Origin of the sequence: Limnoraphis robusta BA-68 BA1 (genome assembly GCF_034932365.1) — a bacterium.
Lineage (GTDB): Bacteria > Cyanobacteriota > Cyanobacteriia > Cyanobacteriales > Microcoleaceae > Capilliphycus > Capilliphycus robustus.
Genome location: NZ_JAYGHR010000003.1, coordinates 1 through 20,566 on the forward strand (window position 1 = coordinate 1; position 20,566 = coordinate 20,566).

A 20,566-nucleotide genomic window follows, 5' to 3' on the forward strand; every position below is an offset into this window, starting at 1 on the left:
AGATGGGGGGAATTTTTATTAACAAAAAGCTATTTTTCATCGGAAAAAAATCCTCTCCCCACCACCCCATCACCCCATCACCCCATCAACCCCGGCAATTTTTAACTGAGAATGAAACAGCCCTGCCCATTTCAGGTGATCAGCACCTCAGACTCATAGCCGTATTTGAACGAGTAAAGGAATTCCAAGTTCCTAATTCTTGAGAAGAACGACTACACAAATAACCCCGATCTGATTCACTTAGCCCTTGAACTCCCGTAAAATCTGCCCCAGCAATACTCTTGAGTTGTTCCCAACTGACTCCAGTCACATCAGCCCCCCGCAAATCAGCGTTTTGTAACTCCACCCCAATCATGCGAGCATTACGCAGATAAGCCCCCGTCAGAAACGCGCCTTGAAGGTTTGCCCCACTCAATGCTGCATCTTCTAAATTTGCTCCCGTTAAGTCTGCACCGCTTAAATAAGCCCCTCGTAGGTTCGCGCTTCGCAGATCTGCACCTCTAAGATTAGCGGTATTCAGGAAGACTCCTGCTAAGTTGGCTTTTGGCCCGACTGCCCCGCAGTTTCGGTAATCATATCCCTCTGTCCAAACCGTTTGACTGTCGTAGACTGCCAATTGTAGCTTGGCGTTCTCTAGATTCGCCCCGTTGAGATTACACCCTTGCAACTGAGTCCGATTTAAACAACTTCCTTGCAAGTTCGCATTTTGCAGGTTAGCAGAACGCAAGTCAGCCCCTCGTAAGTCTGCACCTGTGAGATTAGCTCCCTCAAAGTTGGTTTGAGTTAAGTTTGCGCCGATTAAAACTGCCTCTGTTAAATCAACGCCTGATAAATTCATCTGGCTTAAATTCAACCCTTGTAAGTTGAGGCTAGCCAAACTTTTTCCCTGATTGAGAGTGGCTTTAAGATCATCAGCCGAGTAGGATGTAAAGGAAAGACGAGCGGTAAAATTCATGATAAAATCAGCTAAATTTCGTATCTACAAGAATTAATCGGAAATGGTACTCACACCGCCAATGACAATGATGGACTTCTTTCGTTACAGTCAGGGAGTCTGGTTTTCTCAGCGCACGGTTCATCGGTTTGACTCGTTAGAAAATGAGTCGGGAGAGTCTAATTTAATTATCAAAGTTTTAGAGCCTGATGATCCGCGTGTGATCGAAGTTTGTCAAGCACAAGGTGTGGATGCAGGTTTAGCCAAGGGGGGTGCTAGTTTTGGTTGGCAAGATAACCTCGAGGAAAAAGAACCCAACCCGAATTATGCCGCCATTTTAGTTGACATTCCCAATGATCAAAACCCACGTCTTGGCAATTTTATCCGAAATCGGGGTTATGTAGAAGGGATTCCGGTGGTCAGTGCTTATCAGTTTGCCGATGATGGAGTTTTAACCATCAAGACTGAATATGATCGCAATCAAGGCCAGGAACGCTGTTGGTTTGTGACTGATAATTTTCGGGTTCGAGTCAGTACCGTAAAGATGATGAACGGAGTCAATTTAATGACTTATTCTTCTGAACGTCGTTGTGTTTCTTCGGATTTCATCAACGAGTTAATCGAACAGAATCGGTTGCGCTCATCAACTTCATAAGCAGCTAAAGTGTTTCATCAAACTTCGTTTGAAAACAGCCATATTTAAACCAATATTGTTTTAACTCATGGTTGGGGGTATGGAGGCTAGCTTTAGCTTGATGGAGAACAACTTGTCTATGATTTCCCATCCAAACTCGTTTAATGGGTTGAACGGAAATCAAAGTTCCACCTAAACTTTTAACACAGTCTTCAAACCGTTCAATTGCCGTGTAATCTAACGTTTCAAAGATGAAAAAGTTTCCGGAACAGATCAGTTGTCGTCTACGAATCCAAGCCTGCATTTTTTTACGGGCAACTGGAGGCAGCATTGCTAATTTTGAGGGAGTTCATGGGCATAACTTTGACATTTTTCAAATTTTAGGGGGCCTGTTCGAGTTCCCCAAATCTGTTCATCGGTATTAATATCCAGTCCTCGATCCATACTTGCAAAGGTTGTCTCAGTCAGTTCAACTTGACTGACTAAATAGGTTTGACACCCAAGTTTTTCAATCAAACAATTCTTTCCTTCAACGCTCCCTCGAAATAAATTTCCTTCCCGTTTAAAAACCATTGAACAGTTATAACGTCGTTCAATACAATCGGGAGTAATCGTCTTTAAAATTGATTGTTCTCGCCCGGCTCCAGCATAACGAATACTATCTTTTAAACTATAGTTTTCAACATAAACTTGTTCCTGTTGTTGTTCAATGACTCGATGAACCCCTTGGCGATAAGGAGTCCAGAGATCGTAGTCGTAGACTTGTTCTGAATAAAAACCAATACCTGAAAAAAAATCAAAGGGCAAGGGACGGAAAAAAACTCGAATGTGCGGATAATCTTTTGAGTTTTCAATTGCTTGTTTCTGATTACTAAATTCCCCGGCTAGCCAATGGGATAATGTTAGCGTTAATTGAGTTGCAAGCATTAGCAGAATTTTAAGTAAATTATGATTTTGATTCTGATAAAGAACGAATTTCCGAAGAAAAAGAAGCCGTTACAACTCCACTCCCCGCACTGGTTTTTATCAACGAAACTCGCAGACGAAAATTAGGATTCAAAAACCAAATTTTTTCCTCAGCCATCGCCCGTTCATATTCCGTTAATAGGATAAATGTACCGTCTTCAGTGAGGTGATATTTGCCAATTGCCGGAATCGTTTCAGCATAACCTTGATCTCGCAACAATTGCCCAGCTTTGGGGTCATCTGGATCGGGAATTGGCACTAAAATAGTTGTTCCTTGAACAGATTCAGATTCATCCCAATCGGATTCTCCTTCCCAACTCATGCGAAAGGGATGACTCGCTCGTTGAGGATCAATATTATTGGATTTACAGAGGCTAATCACTGCTTCATCCGAGTCCCCTAACGGAGCAATCTCAATGGTAGAAATCACTTGTTCAAAGTGACCAAACGCCAGATGATGAACGCTGCGTTGCGATCGCCAGCAACCGAAAGAAGATTCAACAAATTGAGCAATATCCATAACAATTTTATAGGTCGGGAATACCGGATTAGGGAGCGGTTGGGAGAAAAGAAGATAGGAAGAAACAGGGGATTAATCACTCTCCCTCTGCCATCTTTTATCCCCTGCAACCGTTCCCCTATCGAGACCTCAACGCTTCAGGTGGTTAAGCAATTTCAGTAATGCTAACAATTTTCCCACCCGCTTGATGAATGCGCTGAATTTGGGGAGTCATCCGATCGCCAGGAACAATATATTCGCTTGTACTAATCCGACGACGGGTGTCAAATTTCATCCCTTTCACCACAATTTTAAAAGTCTTTTCTGTGGCATCTTTATAAGCACCTAAACGACCTGCCTTGCGAGGGGTAATAATCTTTCCACCACTATTAGTTGCTACCTGTTCAACCAAGCGAGATGCTTTAAAAGCACTGTCTACACCAGCATACCCTTGATAGAGAGACAGGGTGCGGTTGTAACCCACTTGTTTATTTCCGACTTGGCTTTGAGCGCCTTGATAGTAAGGAACGATATTGTCGCCGAATTTCTGTTGATATTCGTCACTATCGATATAGGAGTCGATTTCGGCATCATAACCCTGTTCAACACAGCGACAGATATGTTCAGACAGTTCTGCTTGCTCTTGGGGCGCACGTCCTAACAAGTGTTTGAAGTTGAGTTCGACAAAACGATAGGGAGCGCAGGATTCAAAATAGCGACGGCGATAAAACTCAGATTTGGCAACAGCCCGGACAAATTCTCGCACGGTTAAATTCCGGTTGCAAAGCTGAGATTCGGCTGTCACTAACCGTTCGCTTTCCATAACATGGGGATTGCCTAAGACTTGTTTATAAACCGCCCGAATCACGTTATTGATTTCATCGGGACTCCAAGACGGAGGAAGTTCTACAGGTGCATCTAAAACGAGGCTCATTGAAGTTCTCCTGATAATTGGGGTTTGAAAGTGATGAATTGCCAACTATTTTTTTAAATTATGGAAAAGGGGAAAGTCAATTCCCCAGTTAACTCTCAGTGGAGAGTTTCATGCTCACGCTCTCCTTAAGATTAAAGAGCGAGACTTTCTGAAAAAAACAATTAAACCGGAGTAATACTGGCAATCACGCCACCTTGTCTGTGAATGCGTTGGTATTCTTGGGACAGCTTATTAAACGGCACCAAATAAACCTTATTACTACGAGGGAATTTAGACACGCGACTGACTTTACCCAAAGAGCGATAAGCGGTAACTTCGATGCGGAAAACTTTTCCTTCATCATTGGGTCCTACCACTCCATTACGAGTACGCGCACCCACAGCCGGCTCTTGGAATGACCAACCATCTCCAACCGTACCACCAGAAGGGGGAATTACAGGCAGTGGAATATTCTGAATGACATACTTATTGAGTACAGGTTCTTTGCCAGAGAGACTGCCTTTGAAGTCACTGCTGGATGCGCCCCGCAACATAGCAAACATATGGGTAAAGCCGACCATCGTCTGTCCAGGTTGGCTCTTGTAACCCCGATAATAGGGAACAAAAGATTCTCCGTAGGCATTCTGATATTCGTTGCTATCGAGATAAGAATCAATTTCAGCCTCAAATCCTTTAGTATCTAGGATGGTGCTGTGGATTCTCATTTCTTCTAACCCGTTGGGAGTCCGACCCAAGAAGTGTTTAAAGTTAAGTTCAATGAAACGATAACGGGGGCTCGTTTCAAAGAAACGAGAGCGGTAGAGATCAGATTTGCCGATCGCCCGCACAAATTCCCGAACACTCAGTTGTCCACGTTTAAACTGGGATTCAGGAACAATCGCTCGTTCGCTCTCCATGACGTAGGCATTACCTAAAACTTGACGGTATACTGCTCGGATAATGCTTTCTACCTCTTCTTCTGAGCGCCCTGGAATGAGTTCCAGAGGAGGTGTTTCTTCAAACAAACTGACTCCTAATCGGGAGGCTGGCCCAAAAACCATAGCTTTAACTCTCCTCTTGATTTGATTTCTCAAAACTGTTTATAGCTTAAATTTGTCATCTACTTTGTAAATAAATGTTAACAATTTTAAGTTATGCAGAGAAGATTGGAGCAAACTGATTCCATCGTCTCTGTGTCAAACATTCTCGAATCGTGGTAGCCTGAAAGAAGTGAGACAAAATTGGAATAAACTTGCAGTAAAAATGGGTTTGTGAGTTCGGGGTTGGGATTTTCATCTCAACAAAGCGGGTCACAGCCTCTCAATCATCGGTATTGTAGGAAACAATAGACATGGCTGAAACTACAGAACCCCAAGCATTCAATGTCGAGGGCACCCCAGAAAGCGAAACCAGCGTAACGACTCAAGAGTTGGAAGAAGTCATTGCAGAATTTGAAAAATATCGGGAGCGGTTGGTTAACGAAATGACCATCACAGCCCAGAAAGCTAAACTCCCCACGAAAAAGGCAATGGCTCAAATAGAGCCGGAACTCGCCAAAATTGATGCGGCACTCCAGCATCTCCGCACTCAACAAGCAGCCCTCAACTCTTAATCCATCCTCCCGTCAAAATGAGGAAGTTCACACTCTGACCCACACCGGAGAGGGGGGCTTCCCCGATGACTAACGGCTGTCAATTGAAGCCCTTCTCGTACAGTATCCCCAGGGCGGTTCGATTTTACCGTTGTTGGCAGTCTGAATTCAAATGAGCGATAATATTAAGATTTGTAACTTTCTGAGAGATAAATGAGACAAACATCAGGATTTTTCTTTATGTTCAGAGAAAGTTTTAGTCTCTACTTATAGCTTTATGTTTCAGCCTTTTCTGCACTATCTAGAAAAAGAACTATTCAGTCGCTTCGTTCTCAGCAGCCGACCCATTGCTCCTGATTTGGAATTCCAAATAAGCCAGCGAGGTAAAAATCCAGCCATGATCGAAAGCTGGTGTTATCAATGTCCCCAATTGCGAAAAATTCGCTACACTTATATCAATGCTGGAGAAACCGCCCAAATTTTCAATAGCGTTATTTATCCCAGTTATCAATACGACTTACCCTTACTCGGAATAGACTTTTTAGCATTTGGCAAGAAGAAAATTCTTGTAGTTCTAGATTTTCAACCCCTATTTCGGGATTCAGAATATTTAGAGAAATACATTGAACCGATGGCACCCATTCGGGAAAAATATAATGAATTAGCCCAAGGGTGGGAAATGAAGTTTTATGATGCGAACCAGTATTTTTCTCCCTATCTTTTGTTTGCAAAAACAGATGCAGAAACCGTCATTAATAGCCTATTTCCAGCTTATAAAGAATACATCCAGTTATATTGGAAACTCTTAGAACAAGCTGAAGCAAAGACTGACCCGGCTGAGATTGAAAGCATCGTCAGAGCGCAGAAAGATTATGATCAGTATAGTGCCGAACGAGATCCTGCATCTGGGCTATTTAGTAGCTATTTTGGTCACGAATGGTCAGAGAAATTTCTCTATGAATTTTTGTTTGAAGATGCCGTTCCTGTTGCAGCAGCGACAGAAAAAAGATAATCTACAATTTTTGGATTTCTAAATTCTATTCTATGACTCTCTATCAACCCTTCCTCGATTATGCTTTGGCTGTCATGCAAGAGCGACTTTCCTTGCAACCCTATACAATTCCTGAAGGGTTTGAGTGCAAACAGGAAACGACAACAGGCAAAGGGAAAAAGCAAGAAACTATTATCACAACCAGCTATGCTTTTAAATCTCCAAAACTGAGACAAATTCGAGCGGCTCATGTTCAGGGAGGCAATTCCCTACAAGTTCTCAACTTCGTGATTTTCCCGCAGCTCACTTATGATTTGCCCTTTTTTGGCGCGGATTTAGTCACTTTACCCGGGGGACATTTGATTGCTTTGGATATGCAACCCCTTTTCCAGGATACCGCTTACCAACAGCAATATACTGAGCCAATTTTACCGATTTTTCAGACTCACCAACAACACCTCAGTTGGGGAGGAGATTTCCCAGAAGAGGCAAAATCTTTCTTTTCTCCCGCTTTCTTATGGACTCGCCCCAAAGAAACAGAAGTTGTTCAGACGCGAGTTTTTGAAGCGTTTAAGGATTATCTAGAAGCTTATTTGAATTTTGTCGAACAAGCTCAACCGATTACCGATAGTCAAAGGCTTTCTGATATTCTGCAAGCGCAACGCAGTTACGTTCGTTATCGAGCTGCTAAAGATCCAGCCAGGGGAATGTTTACTCGTTTCTATGGAGAAGCTTGGACAGAGGAGTATATTCACGGATTTCTCTTTGATTTAGAACGCCAACTCGTTGGAGTTTAAACTAATACCATTCTTGAGTCTAAACTCCAGTTTGAAGGCTTCTGTACTTTAGCAATCAGTAGCGAATTCGCGGATCAATGTAAGCATTCAAAATATCAATCACAATACTTGCGATCGCCACCATTGCCGCAAAAAACACCACAATCCCCTGCACCGTTGGATAATCCCGCACCGTAATCGCTTCGTAGAGTCGATTGGCTAACCCCGGCCAGGAAAACGTCACCTCTGTCAAAATTGCCCCGCCCAACAGTGCTGCTAAGGTTAGCCCCAACACTGTAATCACCGGAATCATGGCATTTTTCAACGCATGAGCGATTAAAATTCGCCCCTCGGGAATTCCTCTCGCCCTCGCCGCTTCTACATAGTCTGCTTGCAACGTTTGGCGCAAATTGACCCGCACGATGCGCTCAAAAATGCCACTCAGTAGCAGCCCTAACGTCAAACAAGGCAGACAGAGATAGTAGAGCGTAGTCAAAAACAGATCGAGATTTCCGCTTAACAGACTATCTACCGTGTACAGTCCAGTCCAAGAAGCAGGCGGAGTCGCACTCACCGGAAAACGAGTTCCCAAGGGAAACCAGCCTAACTGCACTGCAAAAATAAGCTGAAATACCATCGCCGCCCAAAATGCGGGTACTGAATATGTAATTATACCAAACAACCGTCCGATTGTATCCCAAATGGTATTGGGTCGAGAAGCCGATAGCGCTCCGATACTTATGCCGATGATTAAAGCCACCAGTAGGCTAAACACCCCCAGTTCCACCGTCGCCGGGAAATAGTCAAAAATAATTTCCCAAACCGACTGTCCGCGACTGGTGAGGGAAGTCCCCAAGTCAAATCGCAGCAAATCTCCCATATAGTCGAGATATTGTTGAATCAAAGAGCCATCCAAACCCAACTGCGATCGCATTGCCTCTTTCGCACTCGCCGGAGCGCGGGAGCCAAGAATCGCATCAACTGGATCGCCCGGTGTGGCTCTCAGGAGTAAAAATACAATGCTGGTAATCGTCCACAACATTAAAGGGGCTAACAGCAGGCGAATCAAAATATAAGATTGCAGCGCTTTAGAACGAGACATGAGACTTTATATACTTAACTGTTAACAGTTAACAGTGACCAGTGGAATATTGACAACTGATTACTGGGATTTTCTGACTGCATAAATTGTCTATTTTGTCAAGATGTGGATTTTGGGGTTTGGCTTGGGCTTTGAAAATTTGTGCGTTATGGTTGAAAAAATTGGTCAGAAAATCTTGATATTTTACGAAGGGATAAGGGTTTTAGCCTCTATTTTGACGAGTAGACACTAGACCCCCTTGGGAGTGGTTTCTATCACTATACCAGAACCCCTAGATTTTCGTCAACTATTTAAGAAATTTTCTCAATAAAAAATTCGATTTTTAGCCTAATCTTTTAATTTTCCAAAGGGTTTGCGGTTTTAAATTATAAAAACTTATACTTAGGCGGGGGACAGTCCGGGTTGATGGTTGTGGGTTAAAGTCAACTTGGATAACTTGGTTTAGTATTAGACGAAAATCAGCTTGATACAGGTTATTTGTACTCGGTCAAAAATGACTAACTTACCTGATGATTACTGAATTCAAGGATGAAAATGGGATATTATATGTCGGCACAGATTCCCATTCTTTAATAATAAGTCAAGTTCCCTCAGTTGTCAATCGAAAATCGGGGAAATTTTGCCGGAATTTGGTCACGAATATCAAAAATTCAAGCAATAGGAAAGGCGATCGCTGTATGGGGGGAGAAAAGTTCTAGGTGAGGGCGGGTTTACAAAGGTTATTACCCGCCCCCTTTTTCCAGGGTTAAGATTCATGCAGCAGCGATTCAAATGTGGTTCGTAGGGATTTAATATCCGCCACTCGAGCCACTAACAGATTATCCCGTCCGGCATCTTCTAAACGAGATTTCCAATAGTTAATGCTATCTGAATGATTCACCCAAAATCCGATGACACTATCGACGACTTCATCAATCTTCCAGTTTTTTTGTTTAGAAATGGTTTCAACTGAGGAAATAAAAATATCTAAGGTACATTGATGCTGTCCTAAGTATTCAATGCCACTTGATGCTTTTTCCTGGAGTTGTTGTTGTTGGTAAAAAAAGGATAACACTGGAGAAATGCCAATTAAATCAAATGCGTATTTCATCCGGGTACTCCTAACTTATTTTTTTGATTAAATCAATAATACTCAGTTTAGCTAATTTTAATCGGTAAAATCACTGACAATCTGGACTCCATTTGAGAATCGGTAAGGGAAAAGTCCGATCAATTCGTCGCTTGAGATTTTTGATTGATAAACATAAAGAAAAAATTAAAATTTTAAACAAGATTAGTTCTTTTTTTTAGATTGAGTTTATTTTTCCGATTCACCTTTTAACGCTTGTAAATCTTCAGGAGTATTACAGTTAAACAGCATTTTCATCGTTGTTCCTTCTAGACTTAAAGCCTGAACCGGAACCTGAGTTAACCAAGTTTGAAACGAACGTCCGCCTTGTTGAATAAAACGTTTTAACTCCGTCAAAGCCGCTTGGCGATAAAACCCACACAACGGTTCCCAACCAGACTCCTGAGAGGGAACAACAGCCAAGATTGACTGAGAAACTTCAGTCAGTTGAGTCAGCCAGTTTTGCAAAATTTCCGGTTGAAGCTGAGGTAAGTCGCAAGCCAAAAGCAACACCCACTCTGCATCAATTTGAGTAAGTCCATCGGCTAAAGCCACCAAGGGACCTTGACCGGGTTCGGACTCCGGTAAAAAATGCACCTGTTCTGAGACAATGTTCTGATATCTTACAGGCCAAGATGTCAACACATAAACCGATGAACAGCAGCCAGCCGCCACCTGACAAACTCGGGTTAATAAAGGTTTCCCTTGGTAGTCAATCAGGGCTTTATCTCGACCCATGCGAGAACTTTTTCCTCCGGCTAAAATCAAAGCTGCGATCTCGGAATTTGACATCATTAAACATTCAAGAATCAGATTCGATCACCCTTAAAAACAATTAAATCGCTTGGCGCGAGAAACCCAAGTGCTAAACAGTCCGCCCCCCACTCCCAATAACATTGCACCCCAGAGATAAGCAGATGAACGAGAATCTTCATCAATTTCGAGAACCAGAGTTTCAGGATTATCAATGAAGTCGTTAATTTGAGCAACGACATCTTGAGCGTAGTGGTGATCAAGGCGATAAAACGGTAAGAAAACCCGACCATTTTCGGTTAAGAGTGCCACATAAAAAGCACTATAGTCAGAGTCCGCTAAATCTTCAATATTCTTCTTGATGATTTGGGCGCCCTGCAAACTCTCAATCGGAATTTCCGTAAAACTTGATCCGAGTAAACCGGATTCTTCAAGGTCACAATTTCCTTGACTTTGTTCGGTGCGTTCACAAGTTAGAGTGACGGTGCTGACAAAGCCAATCATCATCAATCCCGGCACGATCGCTAGACTTAATAATCCCAAAGAAAGAATCGGGATCTTTTTCAGTTTTTGCTTGACCTTTCTGACGAACTTTTGAGCAATCATAATTTTCCTTGAACTATCCATGAACAGCTAGACGAAGGGTTTCCAGTTTTTCGACAACTTTGCCATCAATCAGCAATTGTTTGGCGATTGATAAACCGGATTCTAAATCAGAACACACTCCACACTGCCACAGATAAAATCCCCCATTCCAAACCGCCGCTTGCATCAACTCATCGGCTTGACCCTGTACAACCCTTTGCATCTGGGCGAACAAGTGGGTTGAACTTTCTAGGGGAACTTCCTTTCCCGCAAACCCATAATCACTGGGATGTAATAGCCAACGTTCGAGGTGATAATCTTCCCCAGATTGACTCGACAGTTGATGTACACCAATAATGCAAGTGCGATCACGCGGCAAATCACAACTTCCTTCTAAACCTTTAACGCTGATAAACTGAGTCGTTCCTCGCCATTTGAACGTTTCGCGAAATAACACCTCCGTCGGGGGATGAACGTATCCACAAGCCAGAGTTGCTACACCTGCATAGGGAGACCACATCAACTCCATCGTTGCCAGAGGTGGACGCTTGCCAATTTCCCGACGATAGGGAACCAAAGCCGCCGCCTCCGGGAAATGACGGGGAAGATAGGCAAACCCTACTCCTGTTGTTTCTAGAACCTGTTGGACTCGTTCTAGGGTTAGCGTTGTCCAATCCACTCCTAAACCTTGCCAAACTTCTATCAGGGGAATCCCTTCTTTGGTTGGCATGGTGTCCCCCCCGTGTAAAATTACCGGAACGCCTGCTGTCGCCACAATTAACGCGGTTAACGGAGCAACAGGAGCAGTACGGGAGCGCCCATCGTAGGGACAGTTCAAGATTAAGGGAGGAGTTGAGAGCGGTTGAAGTTTGCTAGCGAATTGATCGCACCCATCCAACATTCCCGCTAATTCTTCACCGGTGGGTCGTTTGATCCGATGAGCAATTAAAAATGCGCCAATTTGGGCAGGCGTTGCTTCCTGCAACAGCATCATTTTCATCGCTTCGGCAGCCTCAGTCCGATTGAGATTTTCCCCGGTATGGGGGCCACTGCCAATTTTACGGAGTAGTTCTCGAAAGCGATCGCTCATTACACCAAATTAGAGGTTAAAACAACAAGGAAATCCCCAGCATATCTTGTTTAGGAGGTGCTTTTGACAGTCAATTGACCGATTTGCTCAAGAACCCGATCAGACCCAGGTGGAATAAATTCCTGAACCAGTTTCCAGAAATATTCTATCGGGGGAATTTGCATTCGGTCAGAAGTCGCCACCATCACCACTTCACGACTCCAAGCCGGATCAGGGGGGGTTTTCTCCACGTCTGAGAAATTTGATGATTCCGGCGACAATGGGCTGTCAGTGGAATGAACTCGACGTTCGGGTGGCTGAATAGCACAAATGGTGAGAGTCGGGTCTGTACGCGACTCGATCAGGGCTGAACGGGGGAGTAAAGCAATTAGTTGTCCCTGACGTACAACACCCCGAAAGGCGTCAAGTGTATTGAGTTCTAGAACGGCATTCAATTTTGCTCCAGTTTGGTTGAATTTTTCTTGAACCCAGCGCCGCATTCCATACCCGTCTTTGAACACGACTTGCGGATAACGAACCAGTTCTGACCAAGGAACTTGGGTAGACTTGGCAAGAGGATGATTATGAGCCATCAAGACTTCTATGGGTTCTTCATAGAGGCTTTCGACAATCAATTCTCCTGTTGCTGTAAATGAGCGGTTATTCATCACGATCGCGACGTCAACCAACCCATCTCGCAGCACCTTTAACGCCCGATCACTTCCCAAGGAGGTGACTCGCAGTTGAACTTCCGGGTAGGCGTAGCAAAATTTCTGTAACACTGGCGGCAGGTAGGACGCGCATATCGAATGAATGGCGGCTACACAGAGTTCGGGCTGCTTTCCCGCTAGCAAGGTGGCAAGTTCTTCTTTGGCACCATCCCAGGTTTGACAGATTTTGCGAGCATAGGGCCAAAAGCGTTCTCCCCCAATCGTCAGCTTTGCTTGGGCGGTGCGATGGAATAGCGGTAAACCGAGTTCGGCTTCTAGTCCTTGCACTTGGCGGCTGATCGTTGATTGAGTTACGCCACATTTTAGTGCTGCTTGTTGAAAGCTTCCCGTTTCAGCGACACACAGAAAAGATTGCAACTGCTCTAGGCGCATGAAAATTTGATTAAGATGGCTATAGTCTATCCAAATTCATGGTAGTTTATCTATGATTTCGGTTCGGTAGAAGTTTATACAGCTTGAAAACAGGGAACAGGGAATAGGAAAAAGGCTATCTTGCAAAAAGACTGATAACTGATCACTGTTTAGCTGCCCCATTCTGCTAATGCCATTGAGATTCCTTGTTGTAAATTCGGTGCAAGATTGCTGTCTTGAGATAACTGTTGGAGTCGTTCATAGACTTGGGGAGAATTTAACTGTTTCAATGCAGCAATACAATGAAACCGAACCGTCATTTCTGCATCGGCTAACAGTTGAACCAGAGAATCCATAGCACTGATATTCCCTAACTGTCCTAAACTCAAAGAAATTAATTGTTTAAAAACCGCAATTTCCATAGAAGGGTGTTGACTTTGGAGAAATTCAATTAAAATCTGACTGGCTTGAATTTTTACTTCGGGTTGGCTGATTCGTCCCAGTCCTTGAATGATTTCTTGATGCAGAGGGAAAGAGCTGTTGTTAGAAGTCGGCTCATCTGGAATTTTCAATAAAATCTGTTTTAACTGATTAACAGCAATCGGAGTTTCCATCCAACACAAAGCTTTAACTCCATCAAGTTTAACGCTAATTGGTACTGTTGTCGATTCAATTTGTTCAACTAAAGCCATCACCGCCTGATCCGTACCCATACGCGACAGGGCAATTTGTGCCTGTTGACAAACTTCGGCGCGGATATCCCATAATAAAGGTTGCAGGTGTTCAACTAAGTTGAATTCCTGTACTAAATCTCCCCGTAGACTTAAACCCATAATCGCTTCTTTTCTGACAGAAGCGGCAGGATCATTTAAAGCCTGAATTAATACAGGTGGAATACGAGGATCATGAAAACTGCCTAACGCTTCAATTGCACAAGCCCGAACTTTTGGGTTAGAATCATTGACGACACTCAATAAAGGGCTAATTGTTTCAGAACGGCGAATTTGAGCGATCGCTTCGGTTGCTAAGAGTCTTAACTGTTGATTATCCAGTAAGCTGTTGAGAGAATCAATCCCTGAAGTTCCTAAATTTGCTAAAGCCGTTGCTGCCATTTCCAGTAAGTCTGTTTCTGAGGAATCGCTGGTTTTAGCAGTTTGCAAGATCTGAACTAAAGCAGGTACAATTTCATTGCTGTTAAACTGTCCGAGTGTACGCGCCACAAACCAACGCACTTCGAGATCAGCTTCTTCCGATTCGAGAATTTCAATCAACGGGTTAATCGCTATGGTTCCCATTTTGGCTAACTGTTTAGCCGCATCCCAACGTTGCTGAAAGTCTCCAGATTCTAACTTGGCGATCGCACTTTTGAGTAGCGCTTGAGATAGACTATCATCCGATAAGTTGGAAGAGTGATCACCCATAGATTGAATTGAAACCCCTATCGAGGAGAAAGGATAATGTAGGGGCGTAAGGCTTACGCCCTACTTACGCCCAAAGTCATTAAACACAATTTATTCGTTTTTAGTCTAACAATCGTCTCATTCTCATGCAATTCTAGATCTAGAATTTCTCAAAAACGCTCATGCTACATTTTAGATACTCCTCTTTAATTGATGCACCTGTTGAGGTGGTTTGGGACTTCCACAGGCGATCGGATATTTTGCACCTGTTAACTCCCCCTTGGCAACCTGTCGAGATTATCCGACGGGAGGGAGGATTAGAAGTCGGGGCGATTACAGAATTTCGTTTGTGGTTGGGGCCGATTCCGGTACAATGGTTAGCGGTACATACTGAATGCGATCGCTATCGACTGTTTACCGACGAACAGAAACAAGGGCCGATGGAGAGTTGGGTACACCGACATCAGTTTTCCTCAGAACAGGGAAAAACCCGCTTAACCGATGTGATTACCTATTCTCCGCCTGGAGGATGGTTAGCTGAGAATCTGTTGGCTTGGTGGGTGAATAGCCGCTTAGAAGATATGTTTCGCTATCGCCACCAAGTCACCCAAACAGAATGTGAGAAACATTGAACCCCCAATTTAAGCTTCGGCGTTGACTTTTTCCTTGTCGGTATTTGCTGGTTTTTCTGTACCTTCAGGAGTTGTGTCTGTTTGTGAGGCTTCGATGTGATTTTCCGAGTCTACCGCAGGTTTGACATCGGTGTTTTGAGAACTTACTAATGTCAAAGCCGTTTTTGGGGGTGAGCTTTTTTCTTCGGTGTGAATCTTTTCGACATCTCCCTCTAAGTCTTGAATGCGCTGTCCTTGTTGATGAATTTGCTGAAGATCTTTCTCTAACTCTTGAATTCGCAGTTCTTGTTGACGAATCTGACGCATCGTTTGACGAGCGATAACTATTCGTTGCAGTTGAGATAATAAGCTAAACAACCAAGCCAGTAAAGCCCCTACTCCCGTTGCTGCGATGAGTTCTATTGCTAGGGGCGCCTGTACCTCAACACCTTTGATGACTTGAATTGTCGCAAGTTCTGTATTCTGTAGACTAAATAAGACTAAGAGTATACAAACGATGAAAATCAACAGAAAGTTGAGCGGTCGCATGAGAAAACTCCAGACTGCAAGCAGATTACTTCTTTAATCTTACCGAATATTGTTCAGAATGACCGGATCTTTTCAGTGCTTTTTGCTAATTGCTAGCTGTTGAGATTGTTAAGTAGTTAAGCAGATTATTTGATTTTTGGCAATGAGTAAATTTATCATTTTTTCCCCTCAACCCAATTTTGTCAGGTCATTTCAACCGTTCAGAGCTTGATTTGTTATGAAAAATCCGGTTTTTGGGTGAGAGAAGGAAGAAGAAAGAATACAAATTCAAAGCTTGTCAAATTTCTAGATTCCTTCTTGGTTTCCCCCTCTCAAGAATCAATCCTTAACTCGCTGCAATCGTTGTCGGCATAGGAGCTTGAACATTTTCACCCGAACGAACCCGATATAAAGTACCGATTAATTCTTCATGCTTGCGAAGATTTTCTTCGATTTCTTCTAATACAAAAGCAGTCACGGGATCGGTAATTTGAACGCACAAATGAGAACAATCAATTACACCAGTTTGGATGTCGCCTAAAGCACGCCGCATAATATCTTGATCATTGCTATTATTAGACTGCAACCAACCTTGCAATTTGGCAAATGCTTCACTTCCCATCACTTGCCAAGTCACCTGTTCCCCAAAGTCTCGCAGACGAGCTTCTAACAGTTCAACATGACGTTCTTTTGTGCCAATGCCTTCGCGTAAAAGAATCACTAATTCCGGGTCTGAGGCTTGCTTGCTATACTCTTTAAAAGCCGCTAGGGTATAACGTTCCCCCACGATAGCCGTATTCAGCACATTAATAATATCATTTCGGCTTGAACCTTTCCAAGCTTCACCCAACGTCCACCATTCAAAGTCTAGGTCGGTTGGATGGGGTAATATTGTGCCTTCAATCTGTAAATTGAGGAAATTCAACAGGGTGACGGTAAACATCGGTAAATCACTCGGCTGTCTAGCAGTGATTAAATTACCATCCACCACAACCGGTTCATTAACGTAAGTAGCCCCCGCATTGTGAATATCTTTGCGAATGGCTTTATAGCCTGTTGCTTGTTTACCGCCTAAGACATCGGCATCTATTAAAACTTGGGGGCCATGACAAATCGCCGCAATGGGTAAACCCTGTGCCATAGCATCAATCACCAGTCTAACAGCCTGGGGGTTGCTGCGAATTTTATCGGGTGCAGCACCACCTGGGATAAAAATAGCATCAAAGTCTTCTGAACGAACTTCTGCTGCGGTTGCGTCAGGTTTGGCTGAGACGTTACCTTGCTTCCCTTGATATTCGTCGTTCATGCGTGAACCGATAATCACCGTATTCGCGCCAGCATTTTGTAATGCAGTGTAAGGAACTTGAAATTCAGAGTCCTCAAAACCACTTTCGAGTAAGATGGCGACTCGTTTTGAACTTGAACCATTTGATAGTGATGTCATTTTAAACTTTCCGAACTAATACAACAAAAGTTATGCTCGTGAATATAGCGAAGTAGATTGATCTATAGCGGTGTGCGCTCGTATGAGGTACACCGATGGGGTAGAAACCCGGTTTCTTCTAGAAACCGGGTTTCTGGTTTGTACCTCATAGGAGCGTACACCGCTATATACAGTCTTTAGTGTAGGAAATAAAGCTTTCACAATCCCTCTACCTCGAGAGGGAATTCTTTAGGTGATCGGGGTTTTGGGAAATTAATACTGATTTTTTGGCGATGTTTTCAAATTTTAGCCTTGATTTGATTTGAATTCAATTGATTTTGATGGGGATAAAAGTCTCTAAAAATGTCAGCTAATCTTTTGAGCGATCGCGGTGAATAGTTGATTGATAGTGCTAATTCTAAGATTGGCCAATAATTTCTATCAAAAGGCGTACAAAAATCTGTCTAATGTCAGAGGTAAAATTGTATTTTTTAAATTAATCTTAAATCGGAGGTCAATTGATGATACAACTTTATCAAACTCAAATCAATGTTAGACTGGATTACTCAAGGTATTGATTCCTGGGGATATATGGGAATCCTGCTCCTCATGTTCTTAGAAAATATTTTTCCTCCCATTCCTTCGGAATTAATTATGCCACTGGCTGGCTTTACAATCGCCCAAGGTCAATTCAACTTTTTAGGTGTAATTTTATCCGGTGTAATGGGTTCTATTCTAGGCGCATTACCCTGGTATTACTTCGGTAAAAATTGGGGAGAAAAGAAACTTAAAGAATGGATTGAAAAGCGAGGTAAATGGCTCACGCTTTCAACAGAAGACCTGGAACGTTCTCAACAATGGTTTCGTCACTATGGAAATTGGGTTGTCCTTTTAGGTCGAGTTATTCCCGGAATTCGCACTTACATTTCAATTCCGGCGGGTTTAGAAAAGATGCCAATATTTTCTTTTTTAGTCTACTCAACTCTTGGAACAATAGTTTGGATTAGCTTTTTAACGGTTGTTGGTTATTGGCTGGGAGATAACTATATCTTAGTCGAAGAATTTATGGCACCGATTTCTATCATTGTATTTGTAATTTTATTCTTTGCAGTTGTAATTTGGTTCTTGAAACGCAAAAAACAACAATAGATTGGTAATTCTGTTAACGGCTAATTGTTGTCTGATTTGCACCCTTAACGGATAGCACCCCTGGGATATCATGTCCAAACCCGAAAAGTTTTGTTTAAATAGACTAAGGTATCACCCTCGCTGTGTCTGACCCTTTTTTATCCCAGGTGTACATCTAACGAGGCGTAAGTCTACTCTATGCTGTTAATCAATTTGAATAGACAGGTTCCAGTGTCGGGTCAGCGAACAGTTATCATTCTGGATACAGGTGTAACAGACTATCTAAGTCTGCTGCGGGGAATTTCATCGGATACTGAGATCATTCTCCTCAACTCCACGCAAAACGGAATTGAATATATTAGCCAAACACTAAGCTGTTACAAAGACATTCAATTCCTGCATATTGTCTCTCATGGTAACAAAGGGTGTTTAGCATTAGGAAATCAACTCCTCAACAGCGAAACTCTAGAAACCCACGCTTCTCGCATTCAACAGTGGAAAACCGCTTTAGCTGAGAATGGAGAGATTTTGCTGTATGGCTGTCATGTCGCCAGTGGAGAAGAAGGAATTCGTTTTGTGAGGCGACTGGCTGAACTCACCCAAGCGAAGATTGCCGCTTCCAATAGTTTAACCGGAAATGCAGCTTTGGGAGGAAATTGGAAGTTAGAGTTTCAGACTCAACCTATTACAACACCTCTGGCTTTTAGCCGCGAAATCTTACAAGCTTACTCGGGTGTTTTAATTTTATTAGTTGATGAATCTTTTGCAAATTCTACCCTTTCTCCTCAACCTTTTACTGATGAACTTAAATGGATTTTTGGTTCTGGTCAGAGTGTAAAAGACCCAAATGATTTAGAAAGTCCGTTTTTGACAGCGAGACCTTTTCGAGAACCCGAACCTGGTGGAATTGCGGGTGTTCCTGAAGGAAGAAATACCGATCCAGAAGGACAAGGAACATTAAGATTTACATCGAACGCTAACGATCAAGCTGGTTTTATTATCTACGATTTTCCTGTTCGTTCAGATGCGGGTTTAGAACTGCAATTTGATTACTTTGCTTATGGCGGAACAGGTGCAGATGGTATCAGTTTCTTCTTAATTGATGGGGAAGATTCACCTCAACGCAGTGGCGGTTTTGGTGGTTCTTTGGGTTATGCACCCCGAACGGATCAAAACATACCTGGTTTAGTTGGGGGTTATATTGGAATTGGATTTGATGAATTTGGGAACTTTGCTTCGTCTCAAGATAAAGGAGTCGCTAATGATGGGAGTCCGGGTCGAACACCTAATGCAATTACTGTTCGGGGAAGTGCTGAGAATAACTACCAATTCTTAACGACAACAGGTCGTTTAAATAATTTTAATCTCGATACTCGAAATACAACAATTCGAGAAAACGCCACAAGAACAGTTAAAATTTTAATCACACAAGAAGGTTTACTTTCAGTTGCTCTTGATCTGAATCTGAATGGTGAGATTGATGAGAATGAAACGCTCATTTCAGAGTTTGATGTTCAATCAGAAAATGGGGGTGACTTTCCTTCTAATTTTAAATTTGGCTTTGCCGCTTCGACGGGAAGATTTACGAACTTCCACGAAATTAGAAATGTTAAAGTGAGAACGTTAGAAGAACCTCCGGTTTTAGATTTGGAGGGAGAGACACCAAATATTGTTGATTTTGAAACGACTTTTACGCAAGGGGAAGAACCTGTCGCGATCGCCTCCTCAACGAAGATTGAAGATGCAGATGATGAAAGTCTAGAACAGGCGAGAATTACGCTAACAAATGTTTTAGATGCTGGGGAAGAAAGCCTCAGTTTGAATGAAGAAGCCCAAGCTATTATTGATCAGTTTGATCTGAATGTTACGGTAAATGAAACAGATGAAATTATTGAAATTATCATTAAAGGTAGCGCGAGTCTAGAAGATTACGAAAAAATTCTCGATAATATTGTTTACAATAATACCGCAGATGAGCCAACATTAACCCCTCGTCAAGTCGAAGTTTTTGTTCGGGATAAACTCAGAGATGATGGGTTTGATAGCAATTTAGCGGTTACAACTATTAATATTGCTCTTCCCGTTGAACCCAATATTCCGCCTGTTGCTGAGAATATTACCAACTCCGAAATTGTCGCCAATTCTAGCAATATTTCTCTCCAACCTTTACAGGGAATGGATGAAGATGGGGAAATTGTCGGTTTCAGAATTACCCAACTTCCTGTTAATGGACAACTGTTTTTTAATGGTGAATTACTGGATGTTACTCAAGAAATTCCCTTTGAGGAAGCAGAAAATCTAACCTTTACTCCTGATACTGATTTTGTCGGAAATCTGCAATTTCAATACACTGCTATTGATGACGATGGCGATGAAGATTTAACTCCTGCTACTTTTAGCATTCTTGTTGTTGCTGAAAATATTCCGACAAATATTCCGCCTGTTGCTGAGAATATTACCAACTCCGAAATTG

The 20,566-nt window shown here is 42.7% G+C and carries 22 protein-coding genes; 7 read left to right on the plus strand and 15 right to left on the minus strand.

The window, feature by feature from the left end; genetic code table 11:
• Positions 1–139 precede the first annotated feature (139 nt).
• A complete protein-coding gene (locus VB836_RS02280) occupies positions 140–955 on the minus strand; it encodes a pentapeptide repeat-containing protein (RefSeq protein ID WP_323217815.1) in 816 nt (271 codons plus the stop codon).
• Positions 956–998: 43 nt separating this feature from the next.
• Between VB836_RS02280 and VB836_RS02285 the strand changes: the two genes are divergently transcribed.
• Complete coding sequence (locus VB836_RS02285) at positions 999–1,589, plus strand: phycobiliprotein lyase (RefSeq protein WP_323217816.1); 591 nt, start codon at positions 999–1,001, stop codon at positions 1,587–1,589.
• 4 nt (positions 1,590–1,593) lie between these two features.
• Here the strand turns inward: VB836_RS02285 and VB836_RS02290 are convergent, their stop codons facing one another.
• The 5 genes from VB836_RS02290 to VB836_RS02310 form a co-directional block, all read right to left on the minus strand.
• Complete coding sequence (locus VB836_RS02290) at positions 1,594–1,899, minus strand: hypothetical protein (protein ID WP_046277487.1); 306 nt, start codon at positions 1,897–1,899, stop codon at positions 1,594–1,596.
• Between the two features lie 2 nt (positions 1,900–1,901).
• Positions 1,902–2,495 (minus strand): chromophore lyase CpcT/CpeT, encoded by a 594-nt coding sequence (locus VB836_RS02295; protein WP_323217817.1) that lies wholly within the window; start codon positions 2,493–2,495, stop codon positions 1,902–1,904.
• Between the two features lie 19 nt (positions 2,496–2,514).
• Positions 2,515–3,054, minus strand: a complete 540-nt coding sequence (locus tag VB836_RS02300) for a phycobiliprotein lyase (RefSeq protein ID WP_046277489.1) — start codon at positions 3,052–3,054, stop codon at positions 2,515–2,517.
• A 145-nt stretch (positions 3,055–3,199) separates the two neighbouring features.
• Positions 3,200–3,967 (minus strand): phycobilisome rod-core linker polypeptide, encoded by a 768-nt coding sequence (locus tag VB836_RS02305; RefSeq protein ID WP_323217818.1) that lies wholly within the window; start codon positions 3,965–3,967, stop codon positions 3,200–3,202.
• Between the two features lie 161 nt (positions 3,968–4,128).
• Complete coding sequence (locus VB836_RS02310) at positions 4,129–5,007, minus strand: phycobilisome linker polypeptide (protein WP_323217819.1); 879 nt, start codon at positions 5,005–5,007, stop codon at positions 4,129–4,131.
• A 290-nt stretch (positions 5,008–5,297) separates the two neighbouring features.
• On the opposite strand from VB836_RS02310, the gene VB836_RS02315 reads away from it, so the two are divergent.
• The 3 genes from VB836_RS02315 (at position 5,298) to VB836_RS02325 (ending at position 7,325) form a co-directional block, all read left to right on the plus strand.
• A complete protein-coding gene (locus tag VB836_RS02315) occupies positions 5,298–5,558 on the plus strand; it encodes a hypothetical protein (protein WP_323217820.1) in 261 nt (86 codons plus the stop codon).
• Between the two features lie 256 nt (positions 5,559–5,814).
• A complete protein-coding gene (locus tag VB836_RS02320; RefSeq protein WP_323217821.1) occupies positions 5,815–6,549 on the plus strand; it encodes a 15,16-dihydrobiliverdin:ferredoxin oxidoreductase in 735 nt (244 codons plus the stop codon).
• A 32-nt stretch (positions 6,550–6,581) separates the two neighbouring features.
• Positions 6,582–7,325: a phycoerythrobilin:ferredoxin oxidoreductase gene (locus VB836_RS02325; protein WP_323217822.1), complete on the plus strand. Its 744-nt coding sequence runs from the start codon at positions 6,582–6,584 to the stop codon at positions 7,323–7,325.
• A 55-nt stretch (positions 7,326–7,380) separates the two neighbouring features.
• Here the strand turns inward: VB836_RS02325 and VB836_RS02330 are convergent, their stop codons facing one another.
• The 7 genes from VB836_RS02330 to VB836_RS02360 form a co-directional block, all read right to left on the minus strand.
• Positions 7,381–8,406 (minus strand): ABC transporter permease, encoded by a 1,026-nt coding sequence (locus VB836_RS02330; protein WP_046277495.1) that lies wholly within the window; start codon positions 8,404–8,406, stop codon positions 7,381–7,383.
• Positions 8,407–9,151: 745 nt separating this feature from the next.
• Positions 9,152–9,496, minus strand: a complete 345-nt coding sequence (locus tag VB836_RS02335; RefSeq protein ID WP_323217823.1) for a hypothetical protein — start codon at positions 9,494–9,496, stop codon at positions 9,152–9,154.
• A 207-nt stretch (positions 9,497–9,703) separates the two neighbouring features.
• Positions 9,704–10,306, minus strand: coding sequence for a molybdenum cofactor guanylyltransferase (locus VB836_RS02340; RefSeq protein ID WP_323217957.1), 603 nt, complete (start codon positions 10,304–10,306; stop codon positions 9,704–9,706).
• Positions 10,307–10,339: 33 nt separating this feature from the next.
• Positions 10,340–10,873 (minus strand): hypothetical protein, encoded by a 534-nt coding sequence (locus VB836_RS02345; protein ID WP_323217824.1) that lies wholly within the window; start codon positions 10,871–10,873, stop codon positions 10,340–10,342.
• Between the two features lie 13 nt (positions 10,874–10,886).
• Positions 10,887–11,942, minus strand: coding sequence for an anthranilate phosphoribosyltransferase family protein (locus VB836_RS02350; protein WP_323217825.1), 1,056 nt, complete (start codon positions 11,940–11,942; stop codon positions 10,887–10,889).
• A gap of 50 nt (positions 11,943–11,992) precedes the next feature.
• Positions 11,993–13,024, minus strand: a complete 1,032-nt coding sequence (locus VB836_RS02355) for a LysR family transcriptional regulator (RefSeq protein ID WP_046277500.1) — start codon at positions 13,022–13,024, stop codon at positions 11,993–11,995.
• 149 nt (positions 13,025–13,173) lie between these two features.
• Positions 13,174–14,424 (minus strand): HEAT repeat domain-containing protein, encoded by a 1,251-nt coding sequence (locus VB836_RS02360; RefSeq protein WP_323217826.1) that lies wholly within the window; start codon positions 14,422–14,424, stop codon positions 13,174–13,176.
• Between the two features lie 161 nt (positions 14,425–14,585).
• Here VB836_RS02360 and VB836_RS02365 point away from each other — a divergent pair, with 161 nt between their 5' ends.
• Complete coding sequence (locus tag VB836_RS02365; protein WP_323217827.1) at positions 14,586–15,035, plus strand: SRPBCC family protein; 450 nt, start codon at positions 14,586–14,588, stop codon at positions 15,033–15,035.
• A gap of 9 nt (positions 15,036–15,044) precedes the next feature.
• Here VB836_RS02365 and VB836_RS02370 read toward each other — a convergent pair whose 3' ends face one another.
• Together VB836_RS02370 and VB836_RS02375 are read right to left on the minus strand one after the other, a co-directional pair.
• Positions 15,045–15,563 (minus strand): LapA family protein, encoded by a 519-nt coding sequence (locus VB836_RS02370; protein ID WP_323217828.1) that lies wholly within the window; start codon positions 15,561–15,563, stop codon positions 15,045–15,047.
• Positions 15,564–15,888: 325 nt separating this feature from the next.
• Positions 15,889–16,986 carry a DJ-1/PfpI/YhbO family deglycase/protease gene (locus VB836_RS02375; RefSeq protein ID WP_323217829.1) on the minus strand — a complete coding sequence of 366 codons (1,098 nt, stop codon included), beginning with the start codon at positions 16,984–16,986 and terminating at the stop codon, positions 15,889–15,891.
• 528 nt (positions 16,987–17,514) lie between these two features.
• On the opposite strand from VB836_RS02375, the gene VB836_RS02380 reads away from it, so the two are divergent.
• Positions 17,515–18,114 (plus strand): DedA family protein, encoded by a 600-nt coding sequence (locus tag VB836_RS02380; protein WP_046277504.1) that lies wholly within the window; start codon positions 17,515–17,517, stop codon positions 18,112–18,114.
• A gap of 177 nt (positions 18,115–18,291) precedes the next feature.
• Positions 18,292–20,566 (plus strand): DUF4347 domain-containing protein (locus tag VB836_RS02385; protein ID WP_323217830.1); only part of this gene is annotated, 2,275 nt, incomplete at its 3' end.